This is a genomic window from Streptomyces sp. NPDC049577, from assembly GCF_040675635.1.
Lineage (GTDB): Bacteria > Actinomycetota > Actinomycetes > Streptomycetales > Streptomycetaceae > Streptomyces.
In genome coordinates, this window is the sequence record NZ_JBFAPH010000101.1 from 1 (window position 1) to 18761 (window position 18761).

Here is an 18761-nt window from a genome sequence, read left to right on the forward strand (position 1 = left end):
GTCGCGACGACCTCACCGGCGAACTCGTGACCGACGACCAGGGGGGCGCGCACGGTGCTCGCCGCCCAGGCGTCCCAGCTCTCGACCCATCCGCACCCCGGCTCGCCGGGCCCCGGCCGTGGTGGAACGCGCCAGTCCGCGCAGCTCCTCCAGCCCGCCGTCCGCCCCGACCCACAGGATCCGGTCGCCGAACCGGCCACCCCCGGCGAATCGCAGGTCGTGCTGGGCGTGCCGGTGCGCGGCGCGCGCGAGGCGCTCGGTGAGGCCGGGCAGCAGTTCCTCGTCGACCTCGCCGAGGAAGGCGAGGGTGAAGTGCCACATGGCGGGCGCGGTCCAGCGCAGCCGCCCGGTCTCGTCCGGGAGCGCGGCCCGCAGGTCCGCGACCTCGGCCGCCAGCTCGTCGACGGCTGCTGCGGGAGGCGTCACAGCGGCGAACAGTCGCATGTGGCCAGTCTCGCGCAAGGGAGATCGGAAAGGGCGGGGAGGACGCCGCCCCCGCGATACCGGCCACACTCGCCCGCGCCGCACACCCCCGTCGTGCGGCGCGGGCGAGATGCCCTCAACGCACGGCCGTGCGCCCGCCCCCACGCCCGGCCGTCCTCGTCGGCGAGTGACCCTGGCCGAGGAGTCGGCGGCGGCCCTGCTGGCACGGAGGACGGCGTGAAGCGGCGTTTCCTGGTCCTGCACGGCCCCGACCTGGCCGGTACGGAGATCGGCGCGGAGGAGTTCGAGGCCCATGGGAACCGCGCCCGCCAGGACGACTTCGCCCGAGAAAGCGCGTTCCCGCCGGTCCCGTCGCCGTGGGGGCGGGACCGGCGGGAACGCGCGGGAATTCGCGGGAACCCAGGGAAGCCGGCCGGGCTTACGCCGCCGCCGTCAGTTCCTCCCGGCGGGAGGCCGCCGGGCGGGGGACGAAGGAGACGTGACGGTGGCCCCGGCGGAGGTCGATCTTGAGGCGGAGGCCGCACGCGCGGGCCAGGGCCAGGCCGACGGCGGTGGCGGCCAGGGCCGAGACCACGCCGCCCGCGACGAAGCCGACACGGGGGCCGTACGCGTCGGTGACCCAGCCGACCAGCGGTGCGCCCAGCGGCGTACCGCCCATGAAGACCATCATGAACAGGCTCATCACCCGGCCCCGCAGCGCCGGGTCGGAGGCCAGCTGGACGCTGGAGTTGGCGGTGACGTTGATCGTCAGTCCGCACATCCCGATCGGCACCAGCAGCAGCGCGAAGACCCAGAACGAGGGCGAGAGCGCCGCCGCGACCTCCAGGAGGCCGAAGGCGAACGCCGCGCCGACCAGCAGCCGCAGGCGCGAGCTACCGCGCCGGGCGGCGAGCAGGGCGCCCGCGAGGGAGCCGCCGGCCATCAGCGTGTTGAGCAGGCCGTAGGTGCTCGCGTCGGCGTGGAAGACGTCGTTGACGTAGGCCGTGAGCCAGATGGGGAAGTTGAAGCCGAAGGTGCCGATGAATCCGACCAGGACGATCGGCCAGATCAGCTCCGGGCGCTCGGCGACGTGCCGCAGGCCCTCGCGGAGCTGGCCCTTGCCGCGCGGGGCGCGGTCGACCTTGTGGAGTTCGCTCGCGCGCATCAGCAGCAGGGCCGCGATGGGCGCGGCGAAGGACAGTCCGTTGAGCAGGAACGCCCAGCCGCTGCCGACGGCGGTGATCAGCACACCGGCGACGGCGGGACCGACGAGCCGGGCGGACTGGAAGTTCGCCGAGTTGAGGCTGACCGCGTTGCGCAGATCGGCCGGTCCGACCATCTCGACGACGAACGCCTGGCGGGCGGGGTTGTCGACGACGGTGACGAGGCCGAGCACGAAGGCGGTGAGGTAGACGTGCCAGACCTGGACGTGCCCGGTGAGGGTGAGGACGGCCAGGGCGAGGCCGGTGAGGCCCATCGCCACCTGGGTGACGATCAGGAGGCCGCGCTTGGGGTACCGGTCGGCGAGGACGCCGCCGTAGAGCCCGAGGAGAAGCATCGGCAGGAACTGCAGGGCCGTGGTGATGCCGACGGCCGCGGAGGAGCCGGTGAGCCCGAGGACCAGCCAGTCCTGGGCGATGCGCTGCATCCAGGTACCGGTGTTGGAGACCACCTGTCCGGTGGCGAAGAGCCGGTAGTTGCGCACCCGGAGTGAGCTGAAGGTGCCTCCCTTGGCGGGCAGGGAGGTGGTGCGAGTGTCGTCGTCGTGGCGGTTCGGTGCGGGTGCGGAGTCTGCTCCGGGTCCCGAACTCAAAGTGCTTTCGCCTCCTTCTGTGCGAGCCCCCGGCGGGGGTGCGCGTCTACAGGTGCGCGAGTTTCTCGAGGACGGGCGCGGCGGCGCGCAGCGTCGCCCACTCGTCCTCGTCCAGCCTTCCGGCCAGGTCCGCGAGCCAGGCGTTGCGCTTGCGCCGGCTCTCCTCGAGCATGGCCTCGGCCTGCTCGGTCTGCCGGACCACCTTCTGGCGGCGGTCCTCGGGGTGCGGCTCCAGCCTGACCAGTCCCTTGGCCTCCAGCATCGCGACGATGCGGGTCATCGACGGCGGCTGCACATGCTCCTTGCGGGCGAGCTCCCCGGGGGTGGCGGAGCCGCACCGGGCGAGGGTGCCGAGCACCGACATCTCGGTCGGGCTGAGCGACTCGTCGACCCGCTGGTGCTTGAGCCTCCGCGACAGTCGCATCACACCGGACCTCAGGGAGTTCACGGCGGCGCTGTCGTCCGGGGTACGGGACAGATCCGGCATGTTCATTAGCTTAACTCATTACCTGATCTAATGAAAGTGGAACCGAACTCCGGCGCACGATGTCCGGAATATTGATCGATAGCGGATCAAGGAACGGGGGACGGACCGCATGGACACGAGCGACACGAGCGACACGAGCGACACGAGCGCGTTCGGGGAGTGGACGCGGCACTTCGAGGCCGAGGCGGAGCGCCGGCGGGCGACGGGCGATCCCGGCTGGGGGCGGGGTGCGCGACTGCCCCGTGCCGTGTGGCGCAGCCTGCAACGGTTCCAGGTCGGCGAGGACGGCGACGGGGCCAATCTGATCGGCAAGGCCGACGGGGCGGGGGACGCGGACTACTCCGCGGCCGTCCGGCTGTTCGTCGAGGAGGAGCGGAACCACGCGCGAATGCTGGCGCTGCTGCTCGGCGCCGGCGGCATGCCGGCGATCGCGAGCTGCTGGAGCGACCGGGTCTTCGTCCGGCTGCGCCGGCTGCTCGGGCTGCGCATGGAGCTGCTGGTCCTGATGGTGGCCGAGCTGGTGGCCGTCCGCTACTACCGGGCCGTGCGGGACGGCGCCGGGGACCCGCTGGTGTCGGAGGTCGCCGGCCGGATCCTGGCCGACGAGCGGCGGCACATCCCCTTCCACTGCCGCCGGCTGCGCGACTCCGTCGGCGAGCTGCCGGGCCGCCCGCTGCGCGCGCTGGTGATGTCCGGGTGGCGCGGGCTGCTGCTCGGTGCCGCCGCGTTCGTCGCCCTCGACCACGGCCGGGCGCTGCGCCGCCTCGGCGTGCGGCGCGGGCGGTTCGTCGCGGACGTCATGCGACTGGCGGGGCCGGTCACCGGGGACGTCCTGGGCACCACGGGTGCCTCGCTGCGCCCGCCGGCCGAGGACCGCGTCCCCGCGGAGAACGCCGGAAACACCGGAAACGCCGAAAGGGCCGTCGCCGCCGCGGCGTGAAAACGCGCCGGCGCCGCCCCCCGCGAAGGGGGACGGCGCCGGCGGTGCGTACGTACGGGCGGTGCTACTTCACACCCAGTGCCCGCTCGATCGGGTCGAGCAGGAAGTAGACGAGGAAGCAGGCCCCGACCACGTTGAGCAGCCAGGGGATCTCCCGGGCCCGCTTGTCGGCGATCCGCAGCAGGATGAAGGCGAGGACGCCGATGCCGATGCCGTTGGTGATCGAGTAGGTGAACGGCATCGAGACGATCGTCAGGAACGCGGGGATCGCGATCGTGAAGTCGCTCCAGTCGATGTCCCGCACGTTGGCCGCCATGATCAGGAAGCCGACGACGATCAGCGCGGGGGTCGCGGCCTGGGAGGGCACGACGGTCGCGAGCGGGGTGGCGATCAGGGCGAGCAGGAAGAGCCCGCCGGTGACGAAGTTGGCGAGGCCCGTGCGGGCGCCCTCGCCGACGCCGGCGGTGGACTCGACGAAGCAGGTGTTGGCCGAGGCCGAGCCGAGGCCGCCGGCGGCGACCGCCACGCCGTCGACCATCAGGATCTTGCCCATGTTGGGCAGCTGGCCGTTCTCGTCGGTCAGCCCGGCCTCCTCGCCGACGCCGATGATCGTGCCCATCGCGTCGAAGAAGCCGGACAGCAGCACGGTGAAGACGAACAGGCAGCCGGTGAGCCAGCCGACCTCGTGGAAGCCGCCGAACAGGCTGACGTTGCCGACCAGGCCGAAGTCGGGCGCGCCGACGATGTGGTCGGGCACGCGCGGGACGCTCAGGCCCCAGTTGGCGTCGGGGATCCTCACCAGCTCGTTGATGATGATCGACACGAAGGTCATGGAGACGATCCCGATGAGGATCGCGCCGGGCGTCCTGCGCACGACCAGGATGAACGTCAGCGCCAGGCCGATCGCGAAGACCAGCACGGGCCAGCCCTGGAGCTGTCCGCCCTGCCCGAGGCCGAGCGGGACGGTGGTGTGGGCGGCGTCGGGGTTGCGGGTGACGAAGCCGGAGTCGACCAGGCCGATCAGCGAGATGAACAGGCCGATGCCGATCGCGATCGCGCGCCGCAGCCCGCCGGGGATGGCGTCCATGACCCGCTGCCGCAGACCGGAGGCGACCAGCACCATCAGCACCAGGCCGGCGAGTACCACCATGCCCATCGCGTCCGGCCAGCTCATCTTGGGGGCGAGCTGGAGCGAGACGACGGCGTTGATGCCGAGGCCCGCGGCGCAGGCGATCGGCACGTTGCCGATCGCGCCCATCAGGACGGTCGACAGGCCCGCCATCAAGGCGGTCGCGGTGACGAGCTGGGTGTTGTCCAGCTGATGACCGAACTTGTCGTGACCGGCGCCGAGGATGATCGGGTTCAGCACGATGATGTAGGCCATCGCAAAGAAGGTGGCCAGGCCGCCGCGCACCTCGCGGGCGACGGACGAGCCGCGCTCGGTGATCCGGAAGTACCGGTCGAGAGCGTTGCCGGGGGGCGTGGGGGACGGCTGCTGGGCGTCGACCGCCGGAGTGGCCGGGGTGGGCATGCGTCGGACCTCAGTCGTACGGGCCTGGGAGGCCGATTTGGATCATCGAATGGACCGTGCTTGGATGATCGAACGAAACCATCCGGTTGGATCCTGTTCGATTCAGTATGAATAAACAAACGCGGAATGGCTATCTCCGCGCGTAGACCCCGGTGGGCTCCCGGCCCCTTCCGGGCCTGTTCCGGGCCTGTTCCGAGCCTCTTTCGGGCCTCTTTCGGGCCTCTTTCGATCGCCGGCGTCCGCGCGACTACCCTGAGCGCATGGCGAAGTGGACCCCCAAGCACGAGGCACCGGAGCCCCTGGAGGGGCCCGTCGTCGCCACGATCACCGGCGGCACGATCCTGTGGTTCGTCCTCTTCGTCGCGCAGCTGCCGTTCTACGGCTGGTTCGCGGACCACGGGCACGCCTGGTGGGTGTGGTGCTGCCTGACCGGCGGGGGGCTCGGTCTGATCGGAATCTGGTACGTGCGGAAGCGGGACGCGGCCATCAAGCGGCACCGGGCCGCCGCGCAGGACTGACCGGCTGACCGAAAGAGCCCGTCCGAAAGGTGCGGCGTCCCCCGCCGCCGTACCGTCTGAGGCATGAGCGATCCGGCGGGCAACCCCGGCCTCTCCGCGCACGAGGTCGCGGAGCGGGTCGCCCGGGGCGAGGTCAACGACGTCCCCGTACGGTCGTCGCGCTCGACGGCGGACATCGTGCGGGCCAACGTCTTCACGCGCTTCAACGCCATCATCGGCGTCCTCTTCCTGATCATCCTGGTCGTCGGGCCCCTCCAGGACGGGCTGTTCGGCTTCGTGATCGTCGCCAACACGGCCATCGGCATCCTCCAGGAACTCCGCGCCAAGCGGACGCTCGACAACCTCGCCGTCATCGGCGAGGCGAAGCCGGCCGTGCGGCGCGACGGGGAGACCGTGCACGTCACCACCGGCGAGATCGTGCTCGGCGACCTCATCGAGCTCGGCCAGGGCGACAAGTGCGCCGTCGACGGCGAGATCGCCGAGTCGGACGGCCTGGAGATCGACGAGTCACTGCTCACCGGCGAGGCCGACCCGGTGCTGAAGGCGCCCGGCGACAAGGTGATGTCCGGCTCGTTCGTCGTCGCCGGCACCGGCGCCTACGCCGCGACCCGCGTCGGCCGCGAGGCCTACGCCGCGCAGCTCGCCGAGGAGGCCTCCCGCTTCACGCTGGTCCACTCGGAGCTGCGCACCGGCATCAGCCGGATCCTGAAGTACGTGACGTGGATGATGGTTCCGACGGCCGTCGGCCTGATCGTCAGCCAGTTGTTCGTCCAGGGCCACGACTGGCGCGAGGCCGTCCGGCGCATGGTCGCCGGGATCGTGCCGATGGTGCCGGAGGGCCTGGTGCTGCTCACGTCCGTCGCCTTCGCGATCGGCGTCATCCGGCTCGGCAACCGCCAGTGCCTGGTCCAGGAGCTGCCGGCGATCGAGGGGCTGGCCCGCGTCGACGTGGTGTGCCTCGACAAGACCGGCACGCTCACCGAGGGCGGCATGAACGTCAGCGAGCTGCGGATGCTCGCCGGCGCCGAGGAGTCGTACGTCCGCCAGGTGCTCGGCGCGCTCGGCGACGCCGATCCCCGGCCCAACGCCAGCCTCAAGGCCATCATCGACGCCTACCCGGACGGTCAGGGCTGGCGCTGCACACGGGCGCTGCCCTTTTCCTCCGCCCGCAAGTACAGCGGCGCCGCGCTCGACAGCCCGGGCAGCGGCACGTCCCACTGGCTCCTGGGCGCCCCCGACGTACTGCTGCCCCGGGGGGACGCGGCGCTGCGGGAGGCGGAGGAACTGGGCGCCAGGGGGCTGCGCGTCCTGCTGCTGGCCCGGGCCGAGCGCGACCTCGACGACCCGCGCGTCACGGAGGGCGCCCGGCCCACGGCCCTGGTCGTCCTGGAGCAGCGGCTGCGCTCGGACGCGGCGCGGACGTTGCGTTACTTCGCGGAGCAGCACGTCTCCGCGAAGGTCATCTCCGGGGACAACGCGGTCTCCGTCGGTGCCGTCGCCGCCAAGCTGGGGCTGCCGGGCGCCGACGCGCCCGTCGACGCGCGCCGGCTGCCGGCGGAGCAGGACGACATGGCCCGGGTGCTGGAGGAGCACACGGTCTTCGGGCGTGTCACGCCGCAGCAGAAGCGGGACATGGTCGGCGGGCTCCAGTCCCGCGGGCACACGGTCGCCATGACGGGGGACGGCGTCAACGACGTCCTCGCCCTGAAGGACGCCGACATCGGCGTCGCCATGGGCTCGGGCTCCGAGGCGACCCGCGCGGTCGCCCAGATCGTCCTGCTGGACAACAGCTTCGCCTCGCTGCCGTCCGTGGTCGCCGAGGGCCGGCGCGTCATCGGCAACATCACCCGCGTCGCCACGCTGTTCCTGACGAAGACGGTCTATTCGGTGCTGCTGGCCGTCCTGGTCGTGTGCTGGCGCGTGCCGTATCCCTTCCTGCCGCGCCATCTGACGCTGCTGTCGACGCTGACGATCGGCGTGCCGGCCTTTTTCCTGGCGCTGGCGCCCAACCGCGAACGGGCACAGCCGCGCTTCGTGCGGCGGGTGATGCGGTACGCCGTGCCGGCGGGGCTCATCGCGGGAGTGGCGACGTTCGCCGGATACCTGCTGGCGCGGAGCCACTACGCGGGGCCGGACGCGCTGGCCGCGGAGACGAGCGCGGCGACGCTGACCCTCTTCCTGATCTCGCTGTGGGTCCTGGCGATCATCGCCCGCCCGTACACATGGTGGCGTCTGGCGCTGGTGGGGGCGATGGGGGCGGGGTTCGTGGTGGTGCTGGTCACTCCGTGGCTGCAACGGTTCTTCGCGCTGCGGCTGGCGGGGACGGGGGTCCCGTGGGGCTGCGCGGGCATCGCGGTGCTCGCGGGGCTGGTGCTCGAATTCGTCTGGCGGCGGTTGGGGCGGGTCCGGGGACAGGTCCCCGGACCCCCGGACCACGCCGCGCGTGGTGCCCTCGAACGCCGGACGGGCTGAGGAATCAGCCCGCCCCCTCAGCCCTTCTCGTCCTCCAGCATGCCCCGGATCTGTTCGCGCAGCTCCGGTGTGTCCTCGTGCTGGTGCACGGAGACCGCGTGCTCGGCCGCCGCCTTCACGACCTCTTCCTCCTCGCCGGAGATCGCGAGGGAGCAGTTCGACTCGCTCGGGTACTTGCGGCAGTCGGCCACTTTCCTGATCATGGCGCCTCCCGGAAACGGAACACTCTGCCCGCGTTTCCATCGTAGGAGCCGTCAGTCGAACCAGCGCGCCCGCGCCAGCTCGTCCGTGCGGGACGGGTCCTCCAGCAGCGCCGCCGCCTCGAAGCGGCGGTGCCAGGCACCCGCGGCCCAGGCCAGGCCCGCCGCGACGCCCTCCAGGGTCGCCGCGTGCAGGACGCCGTCGGGGCCCCGGCGCCAGTCGAGCTCGACGCCGTCGACGACGAGCTCCTCGTGCTCGGTGTACGTCTCCGGCGCACCGGGCAGCAGCACGCGCACGCCCTCCGGGACCTCGCGGACCTCGCCGCCGTCCGTGGGCACGGCCGCCGCGAAGACCTCGCCGAGCCGCCGGACCTGGAGCAGGTCCGCCAGGTCGGCCGCGCGGTCCGGGCGGACCGGGAGCAGGGCGTGGCCGGCCGCGAGCGGCAGCAGGTCGGGGGCGTCGGCGACCAGCGCGTCCGCCGCGTCCACGACGCGCACCTCGCCGTCGACGACGGCGCGCAGCTCGTCCGGGAGGGTGACGTCGTCCGGCTCCAGCTCGGCCAGGGCACCGTAGAGGCCGTGCAGCTGGGCGGCGCCCACGGGCCGGTCCGGGTCGGCCAGGCGGGACAGCAGTTCCGCCGCGCCGCCCGGTTCGTCCAGCAGGGCGGCGACGGAGGTCCGTACGCCCAGGGCGCGCAGCACCTGCTCGTCCGCCAGGTCCGCCGCGTCCGCGGCGTCGTACAGGCCGGCCAGCAGTGGGTCGCCGCCCCGCGCCCGCAGCCCGGCGGGGCGGCGGCCGTCCAGGACCGGGTGGCCGCGCAGCCACCACGCGGTGTACGGGCGGACGGACTCCGTCGTGCCGTCCGGCAGCAGCACGCGCACCGGCGTCGTCAGCGCGTCCCGCAGCGGCGGGCGCGCCAGCAGGGCGAGGGCCTGCGGCCAGGCGTCGTCGTCGACCAGGTCGAGGTCCCGCACGGCCACGATCTCGGTGGCGACCGGCGGCACGGGGGTGTCGGGCAGCCGGTCCAGGACGTCCTCGCACCACACGTCGACCGCGTCCAGCAGACCGGCGTCGTCGGGCTCGGCGAAGTCGCCGTCCCGGGGTTCGAGTTCGTCCGGGTCGAGGACGACGTCCGTGGCGCGCACGAGCGCGAAGTCGGCCAGCACGCCGACGGCGGTCAGCGGCTGCTCGCCCCAGCGCCCGGCCAGCTCCGCGTCGCACGCGGCGAGCTCGCCCGGCCGGATCACGGCCTCGAAGGGGCTGCCCGGCAGGACGAGTTCGCCGGCGGGGGCGAGCTCCCCGTCCTCGTCGGGGAGTGCGAGGGCGGCCAGCCACGGCTCGTCACCGGGGGCGAGGCCCGCGTCCCGCACCAGGGTGAGGACGACCTCGGCGAGGGTGTCGGCGTCCAGCCCGTCCTCGTCCCAGACCTCGTCCGCGTCCAGCGAACCGGCCACGGCGGCCCGGATCTGCGGCGTGGTCAGGACGGCGCGCGGGGACGCGGGGGTGGCGCCCAGCTTCTCCAGCAGCGGATGCGCGGCGTCCGGGTGGACGACCTTCAGGCCCAGTCGGGACAGCCGCTGGGCGCCGGTGGCGTCGGTGGTGTCCGCGAGCGGCAGCAGCACCTGCCGCGGCCCGACGGCCGTCCCGCGGTCCGCCAGCGGTACGGGCAGGCCGGTCAGCCGGTCCGGGTCGACGCCGGCCAGGCTGTCGTACAGCCGCCACCACCACTCGGGGTCGCGTTCGACGCCCGCCAGCCGGTCGACGGCCTCGCCGAGCGACACGCGCGCCACACCGAGCGCCCGCAGCTCCGGCCGCCGCTCCAGGCCGGCCGGCAGCAGGTTCGGGAACAGCTCCCCGAGCACCCGCACCGCCCCGGCCCCCGCGCCCTCGACGACCTCGGCCTCGACGGGCCGCAGCGCGTACGGCTCCGCGGGCTCCTCCCCCTCCGCGGCGCGCTCCGGCGCCGCGCTCGGCAGGAACGGCACGCGCGGCAGCCGCTCCAGCACCAGGCGGCGCAGCTCCGCGTCCAGCGGGCTGGTGGCCAGCGGGGACGGGACGAGGTCGAGCGTGCCGGCGGAGACCGGGTGCCAGTCACGGACGAGCGCGGCGTAGGTCTCCGCCGCGCGCTCCGTCAGGAAGTCCGTCAGCGGGCCCGGCGCGGTGTGCCGGCGGGTGGGCTCCAGCGGGAACGTGGCGATGAGCAGGCCGGGCAGGCCCAGCGGCTCCTCCGTGGGCGTGGGCGCGTGCAGCACCGGCGCCGTGCGCGGCCGTACCGGCTCGCCGTCCGCGCCCACCGGGACCGCCCAGGTCACCGACCAGTGCGGACGCAGCCGCTCCTCGACGGGCCGGTCGGCGAGCAGCTCCGGGGCGGTCCGCCCGGACGCGCTCTCGACGCGCCAGCGCGTCGTGACGCCGGCCGCGCCGCGCGCGGAGTCGTCCACGAGGACGTACGGGCCCTCCTGACGCCGGGTCAGGGTGCGGGCGGGGGCGTCCGGCGTCTCGACGACGACCTCGTCCAGGCCGGACAGGGTGAGCAGGAGCGCGTCGTCGACGGCGGCGAGCAGACGGGCGGTCAGGTCCTCGGCGGCGCCGTCGCGCAGGGGCAGCACGACGACGGTGTCGTAGCCCTCGGGTGCGCTGCCCTCGGCCGGCAGCGGCAGGCGCAGCAGCGGCACGTGGCCCTCGCGGCGGCGGACCTCGCCGCCCAGGGCGGGGCTGCCGGCGGCCGCCTGGGCGGCCAGGTCGCGGGCCTCGGCGAGCGACCAGCGGACGCCTCCGGTGCGGCCGACCAGGGCGGGCTCGTCGCTGACGGCGAGGACGGCCGCGAAGCCCACGCCGAACCGGCCGACGGCCGCCTCGGCGGCGGCGTCGCGTTTGGCGGAGGCCCGCAGGGTGGAGAGCGACTCGACGCCCGTGGCGTCGAGGGGGGCGCCGGTGTTGGCGGCGGCCAGAACGGCGGGGCCGCCGTCCCGGGCGGGGCGCAGGGTCAGCCGGAGCCGGCCGGGGACGCCGGCCCGGGCGGCGGCGTCGGCGGCGTTCTGGGCGAGCTCGACGACGAGGCGGTCGCGGTAGCCGCCGAGGGCGAGGTCCTCCTCGGCGTTGGCGTCCTCCCGGAAGCGGGCGGGCGAGGCGACCCAGGAATCCAGCACCCCGCGCCGCAGCCGCGCGGTCCCGAACGGGTCGGCTCCCCCGGCCCCCACCTTCCGCACCCAGCTCACGTCGTCTCCCGTCGTTCACGATTGCCAGACGTGAACGTACAGCGCCCACCGAAGGTCACGCGTTCCGGGTGACAGGTGGGCGGGCGGGAAAGCCCCCCGCCCCCACGGCGCGGCACCCGGCAAGGACTACGCGTGCCCGAGATCCTCCTCGCCCTCGGAAGGCTCCTCCCGAAGGGCCAGGGGATCGACGAGCGTCTCGTCGATCACAGGCGGTGCCGGCCTCGGGGCCTTCGGCATGACAGCCGCCTCCGAATGCCCCCCGCACCCGTACGACAGCGAGACCACGTGCCCGTCCGCCGGCCCGAACTCGTTGGCGCAGATGCCGAACGCCTGGCCGAGCGAGCCGCCGATCGGCACGAGGAAGCCGCAGCTCACGCACGAGGCGGGCGCGGCCTGGGCCATCGGGGTCTTGGAGCCGTGCGACTCGTCCCAGCGGTCCGCGGCGATGTGCAGCCCGTAGCGCGAGAGCACCCGCGCGCGGCGCATGCCGAGCTCCTCGGCCAGTGCCGCGATCGAGCCGCGCTCGGGCGCGGCCGGCAGGTCCCGCGGCGGTCCGGCCGTGACGTCGGCGTCCTCGGCCTCGACGAGTTCGGCCATCTTCCCGGAGACGGCGGAGTTCGGCGGCGGCTCCTCCTCGCCGGTCCAGCCGGGCTCCAGGCGCAGGTCGTCGGCCTCGGTGGGCAGCAGATCACCGGGGCCCATGTCCCCCGGGCGGAGCCGCTCGCTCCACGGCACCCATTCGGGTGCCATCAGCGCGTCGGGGCCGGGCAGCAGGACGGTCTCGTCGACGGTGACGACCTTGGCGCGGGAGGCCCGGGCGACGGTGACGGCCCAGCGCCAGCCCCGGTAGCCGGGGTCCTCGCAGGCGAAGTAGTGCGTGACGACCCGGTCCCCGTCGGCGACGACCTCGACGTGGTCGCCCGGCTTCCCGGGGTGCGCGACTTCCTCGGCCGCCGCCCGGGCGAGTTCGACCGCCTCGGCGCACAGGCGGTCCGGGGTACGGCTTCGCATCGCAGCACTCACAAGAATCGATTCTCTCTTCCACGCCGTCTCACGGTGCGCCTGCCGAGCGGTCTGGGCGGCGGACGGAGCGGACCGTGGGGCCGCGTCGACGTCCGCGCCCGAACGGCCTCGGGCGCACCTGGTCCTACCCATTCTGCTGGATCCGGACTCGGAGCGCGGCCACGCGGGACCGCCGCGGAAGGCACCGCGGGACCGCCGCATGGCTTCGCACGACGCCGTATGACGCCGTAATGACCGCCGATGGCGCGATACGCACGCTACCCCGCGCGGCCACCCGGGGGATACCCGGGCGTCGGCGAGCCCCCGCGGAACACGGCGTACCCGGCGCCGGAGCTGACGGGTACGAAGCACGGCTGCGCCGATGGTGCCATGCACCGAGCGAGTTGGGGCAGTATGGCGTGGTGGGTGCCATCCGGTCAGCAGAAGGCGGTCCGCTCCGCCGTGCGGGCCGTGGTGCGGTTCGGGTCCTCCGCACGCCGTTCGCGGCGGCCGGCCGGGGCGTCCGCAGGGCCACGCACGCGCACGGCGCGGGCGAGTCGGGTCTGGGCAAGCTCATCGAGCTGCACGCCGTGAACTCGGCGGGCGACATGCTGATCACCGTCGCGCTGGCGTCGACGGTGTTCTTCTCGGTCCCCACGGACCAGGCCCGCGGCCGGGTGGCGCTCTACCTGGCCGTGACGATGGCGCCCTTCACCCTCCTCGCGCCGGTGATCGGCCCGCTGCTGGACCGCCTCCCGCACGGCCGCCGGGCGGCGATGGCCGGCGCCATGCTCACCCGCGTCCTGCTGGCGCTGACCATGTCCGGCGCGGTGGCCACCGGCGGCCTGGAGCTGTATCCGGCGGCCCTGGGCGTACTGGTGGCGTCGAAGGCGTACGGCGTGGTGCGCTCGGCCGTCGTGCCACGGCTGCTGCCGCCGCGGATCTCGCTGGTGAAGGCCAATTCCCGGGTCACCCTGGGCGGCCTGCTGGCCACCGGCGTGGCGGCCCCGCTGGGCGCCGCCCTGCACCAGCTGGGCCCGGCGTTCCCCCTCTACGGGGCGTGCCTGGTGTTCGCCTCCGGGACGTATCTGTCGCTGTCCCTGCCGCACAAGGTGGACTCGGCCAAGGGCGAGGCGCGGGCGCGCCTGGTGGCCGACGGCCACCGCGAGCGGCGGCTGCTCGCCCACCGCACCGAGCAGCGGCGCCCGGGGCGCCGGCCGGGGTTCCGGCGCCGCACGCCCCGGGCCGCACGCGTCCGCGCGCCCGGTCTGCGCACGGTGGGCGCCTCGGTGCTGCACGGGCTCCAGGCGAACGGCGCGCTGCGCATGCTGTCGGGTTTCCTGACCTTCTTCCTCGCCTTCCTGCTGCGCGTCCACCCGCTCGGCGGGCTGAGCCCGGCGCTCTCGCTGGGCCTGGTCGCGGTGGCGGCAGGCGCGGGCAACGCGCTGGGCACGGCCATAGGGGCGCTGCTGCGCTCGCGCGGGCCGGAGAAGACGATCGCCCTGGTCCTGACGGTGACCCTGGGGGCCACGGTGGTCACGGCGGTCCTCTACAACGCGGTGTTCGTGGTCTGCGTGGCGGCGGTGGCCGGCATCTCCCAGGCGCTGGGCAAGCAGTCCCTGGACTCCCTGATCCAGCGCGACGTGCCGGAGGAGGTGCGCACGTCCGCGTTCGCCCGTTCGGAGACGCTGCTCCAGATGTGCTGGGTGGCCGGCGGGGCGATCGGCATCCTGCTGCCGCTCAACGGCGTGGTGGGCCTGTCCGTGGCCTCCGCGTTCCTGGCACTCGGGGCGGCCACGGCGGTACGGGGCCTGCTGGCCGCCGCCCGGCGCGGCTCGCCGCACCCGCGCGTGGCGTGACCGGGGCGGCCCGATAGCCTGCCCGCATGACCGTTACCAGCATCCGGGGCAAGCGCCGCCGCGCCGCTGCCGCCGTCGGCGCCGTGGCCTTCGGGCTCGTCGCCCTCTCCGCCTGCGACAAGCCGACGCCCCTGGCGACGGTGACCGTCGGTTCGACCACCGTGACCACCGAAGCCGCCTGCTACAACGACGGCGACGCGATCGAGACCTCGAAGGTCGCCTCCTGCCTCAAGGAGGAGGGCAAGACCGTCAAGGCGTCCATGGAGGACAAGATCCGCTTCGGCGTCGACACGAAGATCGCCGACGAGGGCTGGACCATCTTCATCAACGGCTCCCCGGCCGAACCGGAGCCGAACAAGAAGACCTACCGGACGATCCCGGCCAGCGCCTTCTTCGCCGGTGGCCAGGGCGAGGCCGCCGCCCGCACCACCAAGGTCAGCATCGTCGAGGCGACCACGGGCAAGGCGCTGGGCGTCTGGAACTTCACCCTGGAGAAGTCCTCCTGACCGAGGTGACGCGCGTCCTCGTGGTCACGGCCGTGGAGGCCGAGCGGGACGCGGTCGCGCGGGGCATCGCCGGAGGCCGGGCGGGCGACGAGATCGCCGCGCCCGGCATCGTGCTGCGCCGCGTCACCGCGCCCGGCCCGCACCGGCTGACGGCCGACACGCTGGCCGGCGGGGTGGGCCCCGCCGCGGCGGCGGCCGCCACGGCGACCGCGCTGACCGCCGGCGCCCTCGCAGGCACCCCGTACGACCTGGTGGTCTCCGCCGGCATCGGCGGCGGCTTCGTCGGTGCCGTGCGCGGCGCGCCGGTGGGGTCGCTCGTCGTGTCCGACGCGATCGTGGTCGCCGACCTGGGCGCGGAAACCCCGGAAGGCTTCCTTCCGGTGACGGACCTGGGCTTCGGCGCGGTCGAGCACCGGCCGCCGGAGCCGCTCGTACGCGCCGTGGCCGGGGCGACCGGCGCCGCGCGCGGCACGGTGCTGACCGTCTCCACGGTCACCGGTTCGGCCGCCCGCGCGGCGGAGCTGGCGTCCCGTCACCCCGGGGCGCTGGCCGAGGCCATGGAGGGCTTCGGCGTCGCCGAGGCGGCCGCGGCGCACGCCGTCCCGGTCCTGGAGATCCGCGCGGTCTCGAACCCGGTGGGCCCCCGCGACCGCGCCGCCTGGCGCATCAAGGACGCGCTGGAGGCGCTGACGCGCGCCTTCGGCACCACGACGGCGTGGGCGGTCGCACCCGCCCCGGCCCCGGACCAGAGGTGACCGCATGACCGAGCCGATCCGGATCGCGTACTCGCCCTGCCCGAACGACACCTTCGTCTTCGACGCCTGGGCACACGGCAGGGTCCCCGGGGCCCCGCCCCTGGACGTCACCTTCGCCGACATCGACGTCACCAACGGCATGGCCCTGCGCGGCGAGCTCGACGTGCTGAAGGTGTCGTACGCGGTACTCCCCTGGGTCCTGGAGGAGTACGCCCTGCTGCCCTGCGGCGGGGCCCTCGGCCGCGGCTGCGGCCCGCTCGTCCTGACCCGCGAGCCCGCCGCCCCCGCCGATCTGGCCGGCAGGACGGTCGCCGTGCCGAGCGAGCGCTCGACCGCGTACCTGCTGTTCCGGCTGTGGGCCGCCGCGGAGGTGCCGGGCGGGGTGGGCGAGGTGGTCGTCCTGCCGTTCCACGAGATCATGCCGGCCGTGCGCGACGGCAAGGTGGACGCGGGCCTGGTGATCCACGAGGCCCGGTTCACGTACCAGGACTACGGCCTCACCCGCCTCGCCGACATGGGCGCGCACTGGGAGGACACCACCACCCTGCCGATCCCCCTCGGCGCGATCATCGCCAAGCGCTCGCTGGGCGCGGAGCGCCTGCGCGGGCTGGCGGAGGCGGCCCGGACGTCCGTCCGCATGGCGTGGGACGACCCGGCCGCGTCGCGCCCGTACGTGCTGGAGCACGCGCAGGAGATGGATCCGGCGGTGACGGAGCAGCACATCGGGCTCTACGTCAACGAATTCACGGCCGACCTCGGCGAGGCCGGCTACGCCGCGGTGCGCGGGCTGCTGACGCGCGCGGCGGCCGAGGGGCTGGTGCCGGCGCTCGGCCCGGACGCGCTGACGTTCGTCTGATTCACCCAACTCATCCGATTCGTCGGCCGATCCGATTCATCCGGATCGAATCGGCCCGAATCCGCTCGGGACCCGCCCGAATACGTCAGACGTCCAGCTGGTCGGCGACGGCGCGGAGCATGCCCGCGATCTTGGAGCCGTGTGCCTTGTCGGGGTAGCGGCCGCGCTCGAGCTGCTGCGTGACGTTCTCCAGCAGCGTGGTGAGGTCCTGGACGATGGAGGCCAGCTCGTCGGGCTTGCGGCGCTGGGCGGCGGCCACGGAGGGGGCAGGCTCCAGTACCGTCACCGAGAGGGCCTGGTCACCGCGCTGACCGGCCACGACGCCGAACTCCACGCGCTGGCCGGGCTTGAGGGCGTCGACCCCGTCCGGGAGCACCGAGGAGTGCACGAAGACGTCTCCGCCGTCGTCGCGGGAGAGAAAGCCGAAGCCCTTCTCGCTGTTGAACCACTTGACCTTGCCGGTAGGCACGTCTGTCCTCGTCCTCGTGTCTCGTCGGAAAATACTCGGAAATTATGGAGAGCGTCTGCAATCAACAGAAAAACAGCTCTGGATAGCACTACAGCGGGCCGCAAGACCCGCTACCCCCAAGGCTAATGGTCCAGGGGCCGGTGACAAGACGTCCCCTGGTCGTACCTCTGCGCGTCCGGCCGGCTTCTTCCGGCCACCCGCGCCCGCACCACCGACCAGGGATCTACCCTGGTGCGGTGAGCAACGAAACGCCCCGGGCCGGGGATCTGCTGGTACGGACCGGCGCCATCGTCTTCCTCGTCGGCGCGGTGGCCACCATGGCCACGGTCGCCCCGCTGTTCCTGGGCGCCGACCCGCTGCCCACGCCGGCGTACTTCGTGAGCATGCTGATGGGCGTGGGCTTCCTGATCGCCGCCGGCGGGGTGCTGCGCTCGATCGCCGAGCAGCGCCGTCAGGCGCGCGAGGACTCGGCGGCCTCGGCTCTGTAGGCGCGCAGCCAGTCGGGGAAGCCGCGCAGGTCCGCGAGGACCACGTCCGCCCCGGCGGCGCGCAGCTCCTCGGCCCCGTACGGGCCGGTGGTCACCGCGACGGACAGCGCCCCGGCCGTGCGGGCGCCCAGCACGTCCCCGAGGTGGTCGCCGACGTAGACGCTCGCCGCGTGCTCACGCAGGGCTATCGCCTTCTGCTCGGCCCACAGGCCGCCGACGAGCTCGTCCGGCTCGATCCCGAGGTGATCGAGGTGCAGGCGGGCGTTGCGCTCCAGCTTGGCGGTGACGACGATCGCCTTCCCGCCCAGCTCCCGCACCGCCGCGACGGCCTCCCGGGCTCCCGGCAGGGCGGGCGAGGAGGCGATGCCGCGCGTCGGATAGGCGTCCAGGTAGATCGCGCTGGCCTCCGCGATCCGCTCCTCCGGGAACCAGTTCCGCAGCTCCTGCTCCAGCGGCGGCCCGAGCCGGCTGCACACGAGGTCGATGTCGATGTACGTACCGGTGGCGGCGACGAGCGACTCGTACGAGGCGCGGATCCCTGGCCGGGAGTCGACCAGGGTGAGGTCGAGGTCGAATCCGACCGTGAAGGAGGGCGGGGACGGCTGCGGGTTCATGCGCCAATCCAAGCACCACAACCCTGCGGGGAGCTTGCGGATCGGGCGCACCGCCGGCCTCCGGCCGGGACGCCGCGCCGTGGGCTGAGCGCCGCCACGGCGGAGAAGGCGCGCGGGCCCCTGCCCGCACGCCCCCGCTCCTCCCCGCCGCGACGGCGAGAAACCACCGGAACGCAGCCCGGCGGTGCCGGACGGCCTCCCGGCCGGAACGGCACCGCCGAAAGCCACCCCCGTGGCTGAACACCGTCGCGGCGGACAAAGAGCGCGGGCCCCCGAACCGCCGCCCCACAGTCCGGCCCCTCCTCCCCGCCGCGACGGCGAGAAACCACCGGAACGCAGCCCGGCGGTGCCGGACGGCCTCCCGGCCGGGACGGCACCGCCGAAAGCCACCCCCGCGGCTGAGCGCCATCGCGGCGGAGCAGGGGGCGGGGCACCCGCCCGCACGTCCCGGAACCGCCGGCCGCCAGGCCGGCTCGGCACCGCCGAAAGCCACCCCCGTGGCTGAGCGCCATCGCACCAGCACGGTCACAGCCGAGTCCGACAAGAATCACCTGCTCGGGCGGCCCGGCCAGTACACCAGCAAGGTCACCTTCGCGGACAGCCGCGTTC

Annotated in this window: 16 protein-coding genes and 1 pseudogene; 8 read left to right on the forward strand and 9 right to left on the reverse strand. The window is 74.0% G+C overall.

The window, feature by feature from the left end:
* Positions 1–87 precede the first annotated feature (87 nt).
* The 3 genes and pseudogenes from thpR to AB0K09_RS14065 form a co-directional block, all read right to left on the reverse strand.
* A pseudogene (gene thpR / locus AB0K09_RS14055) lies at positions 88–444 on the reverse strand (RNA 2',3'-cyclic phosphodiesterase); the annotation flags it as partial.
* Between the two features lie 418 nt (positions 445–862).
* Complete coding sequence (locus tag AB0K09_RS14060) at positions 863–2236, reverse strand: MFS transporter (protein WP_366065602.1); 1374 nt, start codon at positions 2234–2236, stop codon at positions 863–865.
* 46 nt (positions 2237–2282) lie between these two features.
* Positions 2283–2723: a MarR family transcriptional regulator gene (locus AB0K09_RS14065; protein ID WP_366065603.1), complete on the reverse strand. Its 441-nt coding sequence runs from the start codon at positions 2721–2723 to the stop codon at positions 2283–2285.
* Between the two features lie 109 nt (positions 2724–2832).
* Here AB0K09_RS14065 and AB0K09_RS14070 point away from each other — a divergent pair, with 109 nt between their 5' ends.
* Positions 2833–3663, forward strand: a complete 831-nt coding sequence (locus AB0K09_RS14070; protein WP_366065604.1) for a ferritin-like domain-containing protein — start codon at positions 2833–2835, stop codon at positions 3661–3663.
* Positions 3664–3727: 64 nt separating this feature from the next.
* On the opposite strand, the gene AB0K09_RS14075 is transcribed toward AB0K09_RS14070, so the two are convergent.
* Positions 3728–5194: an NCS2 family permease gene (locus AB0K09_RS14075; RefSeq protein WP_366065606.1), complete on the reverse strand. Its 1467-nt coding sequence runs from the start codon at positions 5192–5194 to the stop codon at positions 3728–3730.
* A 260-nt stretch (positions 5195–5454) separates the two neighbouring features.
* On the opposite strand from AB0K09_RS14075, the gene AB0K09_RS14080 reads away from it, so the two are divergent.
* Together AB0K09_RS14080 and AB0K09_RS14085 are read left to right on the forward strand one after the other, a co-directional pair.
* Entirely contained in the window at positions 5455–5712 is a 258-nt protein-coding gene (locus AB0K09_RS14080; protein ID WP_366065607.1) for a DUF2530 domain-containing protein, read from the forward strand.
* Positions 5713–5775: 63 nt separating this feature from the next.
* Positions 5776–8184 carry a cation-translocating P-type ATPase gene (locus AB0K09_RS14085; RefSeq protein WP_366065608.1) on the forward strand — a complete coding sequence of 803 codons (2409 nt, stop codon included), beginning with the start codon at positions 5776–5778 and terminating at the stop codon, positions 8182–8184.
* Positions 8185–8201: 17 nt separating this feature from the next.
* On the opposite strand, the gene AB0K09_RS14090 is transcribed toward AB0K09_RS14085, so the two are convergent.
* The 3 genes from AB0K09_RS14090 to AB0K09_RS14100 all read right to left on the reverse strand — a co-directional run bounded on the left by AB0K09_RS14090 (position 8202) and on the right by AB0K09_RS14100 (position 12614).
* The gene (locus AB0K09_RS14090) at positions 8202–8387 is read right to left on the reverse strand and encodes a DUF1059 domain-containing protein (RefSeq protein WP_366065609.1); all 186 of its coding nucleotides are present in this window, start codon (positions 8385–8387) and stop codon (positions 8202–8204) included.
* Positions 8388–8438: 51 nt separating this feature from the next.
* On the reverse strand, positions 8439–11603 hold the full coding sequence (locus AB0K09_RS14095) for a molecular chaperone Hsp90 (protein ID WP_366065610.1): 3165 nt from the start codon (positions 11601–11603) through the stop codon (positions 8439–8441).
* 126 nt (positions 11604–11729) lie between these two features.
* The gene (locus AB0K09_RS14100; protein WP_366065611.1) at positions 11730–12614 is read right to left on the reverse strand and encodes a DUF3027 domain-containing protein; all 885 of its coding nucleotides are present in this window, start codon (positions 12612–12614) and stop codon (positions 11730–11732) included.
* A 413-nt stretch (positions 12615–13027) separates the two neighbouring features.
* Between AB0K09_RS14100 and AB0K09_RS14105 the strand changes: the two genes are divergently transcribed.
* The 4 genes from AB0K09_RS14105 to AB0K09_RS14120 are packed head-to-tail and all read left to right on the forward strand — an operon-like array spanning position 13028 to position 16581.
* The gene (locus tag AB0K09_RS14105) at positions 13028–14464 is read left to right on the forward strand and encodes an MFS transporter (RefSeq protein WP_366065612.1); all 1437 of its coding nucleotides are present in this window, start codon (positions 13028–13030) and stop codon (positions 14462–14464) included.
* Positions 14465–14490: 26 nt separating this feature from the next.
* Positions 14491–14970, forward strand: coding sequence for a DUF2771 domain-containing protein (locus AB0K09_RS14110; protein ID WP_366065613.1), 480 nt, complete (start codon positions 14491–14493; stop codon positions 14968–14970).
* A gap of 5 nt (positions 14971–14975) precedes the next feature.
* The gene (locus tag AB0K09_RS14115) at positions 14976–15725 is read left to right on the forward strand and encodes a futalosine hydrolase (RefSeq protein WP_366065614.1); all 750 of its coding nucleotides are present in this window, start codon (positions 14976–14978) and stop codon (positions 15723–15725) included.
* 4 nt (positions 15726–15729) lie between these two features.
* On the forward strand, positions 15730–16581 hold the full coding sequence (locus tag AB0K09_RS14120) for a 1,4-dihydroxy-6-naphthoate synthase (protein WP_366065615.1): 852 nt from the start codon (positions 15730–15732) through the stop codon (positions 16579–16581).
* 85 nt (positions 16582–16666) lie between these two features.
* Here AB0K09_RS14120 and AB0K09_RS14125 read toward each other — a convergent pair whose 3' ends face one another.
* A complete protein-coding gene (locus AB0K09_RS14125) occupies positions 16667–17050 on the reverse strand; it encodes a cold-shock protein (protein WP_366065616.1) in 384 nt (127 codons plus the stop codon).
* 236 nt (positions 17051–17286) lie between these two features.
* Here AB0K09_RS14125 and AB0K09_RS14130 point away from each other — a divergent pair, with 236 nt between their 5' ends.
* Entirely contained in the window at positions 17287–17538 is a 252-nt protein-coding gene (locus AB0K09_RS14130) for a hypothetical protein (protein WP_366065617.1), read from the forward strand.
* Here the strand turns inward: AB0K09_RS14130 and AB0K09_RS14135 are convergent.
* A complete protein-coding gene (locus tag AB0K09_RS14135; RefSeq protein WP_366065618.1) occupies positions 17502–18152 on the reverse strand; it encodes an HAD family hydrolase in 651 nt (216 codons plus the stop codon). The two genes, AB0K09_RS14130 and AB0K09_RS14135, sit on opposite strands and share 37 nt — an antisense overlap.
* Positions 18153–18761: the final 609 nt, after the last annotated feature.

Bases quoted from the DNA above. Each gene is read 5' to 3' on its own strand.
- AB0K09_RS14110 (WP_366065613.1), top strand. From the start codon at position 14,491: ATGACCGTTACCAGCATCCGGGGCAAGCGCCGCCGCGCCGCTGCCGCC.
- AB0K09_RS14080 (WP_366065607.1), top strand. From the start codon at position 5,455: ATGGCGAAGTGGACCCCCAAGCACGAGGCACCGGAGCCCCTGGAGGGG.
- AB0K09_RS14065 (WP_366065603.1), bottom strand. From the start codon at position 2,723: ATGCCGGATCTGTCCCGTACCCCGGACGACAGCGCCGCCGTGAACTCC.
- AB0K09_RS14075 (WP_366065606.1), bottom strand. From the start codon at position 5,194: ATGCCCACCCCGGCCACTCCGGCGGTCGACGCCCAGCAGCCGTCCCCC.
- AB0K09_RS14100 (WP_366065611.1), bottom strand. From the start codon at position 12,614: ATGCGAAGCCGTACCCCGGACCGCCTGTGCGCCGAGGCGGTCGAACTC.
- AB0K09_RS14120 (WP_366065615.1), top strand. From the start codon at position 15,730: ATGACCGAGCCGATCCGGATCGCGTACTCGCCCTGCCCGAACGACACC.
- AB0K09_RS14090 (WP_366065609.1), bottom strand. From the start codon at position 8,387: ATGATCAGGAAAGTGGCCGACTGCCGCAAGTACCCGAGCGAGTCGAAC.
- AB0K09_RS14135 (WP_366065618.1), bottom strand. From the start codon at position 18,152: ATGAACCCGCAGCCGTCCCCGCCCTCCTTCACGGTCGGATTCGACCTC.
- AB0K09_RS14070 (WP_366065604.1), top strand. From the start codon at position 2,833: ATGGACACGAGCGACACGAGCGACACGAGCGACACGAGCGCGTTCGGG.
- AB0K09_RS14085 (WP_366065608.1), top strand. From the start codon at position 5,776: ATGAGCGATCCGGCGGGCAACCCCGGCCTCTCCGCGCACGAGGTCGCG.